The following is a 4596-nucleotide window of genomic DNA, read 5'->3' as shown; positions in this document are numbered from 1 at the left end:
GGCTACTTTTATTAAAGATCTGCTCGAAACAGATTTCAATAGGGTTCTCGATCTGGTGCTGGAAAGTTACGATATCATCGAAACGGCAATAGCTGAACGGATAATTAAAAAACTAATGGATAATCCTTATGCTATCCAAACCAATGTTTATCAAAAACTGGCCCTATCAATCCCAGATGGCTTGTTATCTCTATTGAAAAAATATGAAACGCCAGCTTCAGATAATTATCAGGTAAAATACTTCAGCAACCAGGTAGCAGGTATGATCCACTATATGGAGTTAAGGCAAACACTAAAATTTTAAAATCTAATTAACGTGGAAAATAACGTATTAAGACAATCTGCCGAACAACAGTTTAAGCAGGAAATCGAAGAATTAAAAAAAGAAGATAAACATGTGAAGCCTGTAAACTGGCAATTATCGCCACATGCCGTGATCGATTATTTAATGGGCAAAAAACTGGCTAATGGTTTTGAGATTACACCAAAATACATTGGTAACCGGAGGTTGATGGAAATAGCAGTAGCTACGCTTACTACCGATCGGGCATTATTGTTATACGGTTTACCGGGTACAGCTAAATCATGGGTTTCGGAGCACATTACTGCAGCCATTACAGGCAATTCTAACCTGGTGATACAGGGTACAGCAGGTACCAGCGAAGAAGCAGTGCGTTATGGTTGGAATTATGCCATGTTATTATCTGCTGGCCCGGTTAAGGAGGCGATTGTAGAAACGCCAGTGATGCGAGCGATGAAAGAAGGCAAAATTGTACGTATCGAAGAGCTTACACGGATCGCGGCCGATGTTCAGGATTCGCTGATCACCATTCTATCCGAGAAAATGTTGCCCATACCAGAACTGAATACGCAGGTGCAGGCGGTACAGGGTTTTAATGTAATCGCAACCGCAAATAACAGGGATAAAGGAGTAAATGAACTCTCGAGCGCATTAAAAAGGCGGTTTAATACCGTTATTTTACCTGTTCCTACTTCAATTGAAGAGGAAGTTAGCATTGTTGAACAAAGGGTAGCCAGTTTTAGCAAATCGATTCATCTGCCTGTTCAAAAATCCATTACAGAAGAAATTAAAAGGATCGTAACCATTTTTAGGGAACTCCGTAATGGGGTTTCGCTTGATGGTAAAACTAAATTAAAGTCGCCATCTGGTACGCTTAGTACTGCAGAAGCCATTTCAGTAATGAACAACGGGCTGGCTTTGGCCTATCATTTCGGCGATGGATCTTTAAAAGCTGACGATATTGCCAGCGGTATTATCGGCTCTGTGATCAAAGATCCCGTTCAGGATAAAATTGTGATGCAGGAGTATATGGAAACCGTTTTGAAACAAAAAGACGGATGGAAAGACATTTACAGGGCTTGTAGAGATATCGTTTAATATGTCTGTTCATCTTTTAGGGATCAGGCACCATGGCCCTGGATCTGCCCGGCATGTTTTAGAAGCACTGGAAAACCTTAAACCCGATATTATTCTGGTTGAAGGTCCGCCAGAGGGAGAGGTTATTTTAAAATGGGTGGCTGATCGGGAAATGAAACCGCCGGTAGCTTTGTTGGCTTACGTACCCGATAATCCAAAACAATCGGTGTTTTACCCTTTCGCCGAATTTTCGCCTGAATGGCAGGCTATAGGCTATGGTTTGAAAAATAAAATCCCGGTAAGGTTTATCGATATGCCGCTTATCCATAAACTGGTAGAAACACCTGTGGAGGAATCAGCAGAAACCACAGCGCCAGATCATATCAGTACGGCAGATGAAGTGATTGATTTTAGCCCTGTTACTAAAAATCCCTTATCCTATCTGGCAGAGATTGCCGGTTTCGACGATCAGGAAGAGTGGTGGGAACATCATTTTGAAATTGCCAAACAACCGGAAGATGTTTTTGCATCAATAGGAGAGGCAATAGGTGTATTAAGGGAAAGAGTAACGGAAAATAACAAGACCGAAAAAATCCGCGAGGCATTTATGCGCCGCGGTATCAGGCAGGCCGAACGCGAAATGTACAGTGTAATTGTCGTTATATGCGGTGCCTGGCATGTGCCGGCTTTACTGCATATGCCCAAGCAAAAGGATGATGATGCATTATTAAAGAACCTGCCAAAAACGAAAATCGAAACCACATGGATTCCCTGGACGAGCGACCGACTGGCTTTTGAAAGCGGCTATGGGGCAGGTTTAGATTCTCCGGGCTGGTATAAACACGTTTGGAACAACCAGAGCGACGATGGTACGAGGTGGTTAACCTATAGCGCCAATGTTTTCAGACAGAATAAGATCGATATTTCTTCGGCACACGTTATTGAAGCCGTTAGGTTAGCAAATACGCTGGCAGCATTAAGAAACCTGAACAAGGCCGGCTTAAAAGAACTGAATGAAGCTACCCAAACGGTAATGTGTATGGGTGATGAAATTCCGATGCAGCTGATCAGGAGGGAACTCATTATCGGTAACGATATGGGAACTGTTCCGGAAGGGATTCCACAAGTGCCGCTGCAAAGAGATTTCGAACAGCAGGTTAAAAGTCTGCGTTTAAAAGTAATCAACGAAGAAAAAACGATCAATTTAGATTTAAGGGAAGCCAGTGGTTTACAAAAAAGCATCCTTTTCCATCGATTATTGATATTGGATATCAAATGGGCGAAGCAAAGATATATTGCAGGTAAGGGTACTTTTAAAGAAGAATGGCTATTGTTCTGGTATCCAGAACTATCTATCTCATTGCTCGAAAAAGCTCCTTGGGGCAATACAGTCGAAGCTGCCTGTAATCACTATTTAAAACATATTTCATCAACCTGTAGCCACTTGGCCGAAATAACGCAATTGGTAACCAAAGCATTGCCCGCCGATCTGCACGAAGGGGTGCAACTGGTGTTGACAAGGATGGATGAACTGGCGGCGATGACATCGGATATTGCCATGTTGATGGATGCTTTTATTCCTTTAACTGAGGTAAGCCGGTATGGGAATGTGCGAAAAACTGATCAGGAAACCATAGGCCTTATTCTTCAATCGATCTTTTCGCGTTTAAATGCAGGTTTACCATCAAGTTGTTTGGGCATTGATGAAGAACAGTCTGTTATTATTACAGATAAGATCAAAACTGTAAATAAATCTATTTTGTTTTTAGATGATGAGGTAATGAAAAATGATTGGCTCGAAACCCTTTCTAAAATATTAAAACTTAAAAATGTAGTCCCACTGGTTCACGGAACCTGTTGTAAACTGTTGTACGATTCGAAAGTGATCGGTACGGAGGAAACCGCACTGGAGTTTAGCAGGGCACTTTCTGTAGGAAGCGATCCGGCTTATTCGGCTCTTTGGATAGAAGGGTTTTTAAAAGATGCCGCAACGGTTTTAATTTTTGACCACGAAATCTGGGATATCCTAAATAACTGGCTGGCCGGAATAAGTGGTGAAGTGTTTATAGAAGTTGTTCCTTTATTGAGGCGCACTTTTGCAGCTTATAATCCTTCCGAAAAAAATAGTATTGCACAAAAGATCAAACAAGTACCCTCATCGGGCAAAAATGTAGTGCATAAAGAAGAACTGGATGTAGCACGGGCAGAAATGGTTTTGCCGATACTCGAAAAAATATTGGGTTTTTAAACTTACACTATGAACGAAGAATTAGAAAAAAGGTGGCGGTTAATATTGGGCGGACAAACTCGGCAGGAGTTGGATATGGTGCTTACCAAAGTAGAAACTGGCATCGATAATACTTTAGAGGCTTTATATAATTCAGATCGAAAAGGAGGCTTAGGGCCTTCATCTCCAAATGTATCGAGGTGGCTGGGCGATATTCGCGAATATTTTCCACAAACTGTGGTAAAAGTAATGCAGCAGGATGCTATTAAACGCATTAATCTTACCTCAATGCTTACCGAGCCCGAAATGCTTGAAACACTCGTTCCTGATGTTCATCTGGTGGCCAACTTAATGACTTTAGGCCGGGCCATACCGCAAAAAACGAAGGCAACAGCACGTTTGGTGGTTCAGAAAGTGGTTGATGAACTAATGCAGAAGTTAATGTCGCCAACACAACAGGCCATTACCGGGAGCCTTAACCGCTCAGCGAGGAACAGAAGGCCCAAACACAATGAGATCAACTGGGCCGAAACCATTAAACGGAACCTTAAACATTACCAACCCGAATATAAAACCATCATTCCTGAAACCCGGATCGGTTATGGCCGGAAAAGGAAATCGATGAAGGACATTATACTCTGTTTGGATCAAAGTGGATCGATGGGAACTTCGGTGGTATATTCGGGGATTTTTGGTGCCGTAATGGCTTCTATTCCTGCAATTACCACCAAAATGGTTGTTTTTGATACTGAAGTTGCTGATTTAACCGAGGAGTTAAATGATCCTGTTGATCTGCTTTTTGGTGTTCAGCTGGGGGGAGGTACCGACATCAATAAGGCATTAACCTATTGTGCTCAAATTATAACAAAGCCGTTGGATACGGTATTGGTACTGATCACCGATCTATACGAAGGCGGGAATTTGGAAGCCATGAAAAATATGGCTGCACAGCTGGTTAACAATGGGGTACAATTGATTACGCTTTTGGCAC

4 protein-coding genes are annotated in these 4596 nt (G+C 42.1%); all 4 read left to right on the top strand.

The features are described from left to right. Positions 1-304 (top strand): hypothetical protein (locus AC1DPQ_RS18565; RefSeq protein WP_477610492.1); only part of this gene is annotated, 304 nt, incomplete at its 5' end. A 12-nt stretch (positions 305-316) separates the two neighbouring features. Next, entirely contained in the window at positions 317-1399 is a 1083-nt protein-coding gene (locus tag AC1DPQ_RS18560) for an ATP-binding protein (RefSeq protein ID WP_477580139.1), read from the top strand. A gap of 1 nt (position 1400) precedes the next feature. Further along, positions 1401-3626: a DUF5682 family protein gene (locus tag AC1DPQ_RS18555; RefSeq protein WP_477580137.1), complete on the top strand. Its 2226-nt coding sequence runs from the start codon at positions 1401-1403 to the stop codon at positions 3624-3626. Positions 3627-3635: 9 nt separating this feature from the next. Continuing rightward, on the top strand, positions 3636-4596 hold a 961-nt coding region (locus AC1DPQ_RS18550; RefSeq protein WP_477610491.1), incomplete at its 3' end, for a VWA domain-containing protein.

The sequence above is a fragment of the Pedobacter sp. 01T416_2 genome, assembly GCF_056398925.1.
Note: the sequence above shows the minus strand (reverse complement) of the source record. Positions and strands in the feature narration are given on the sequence as shown.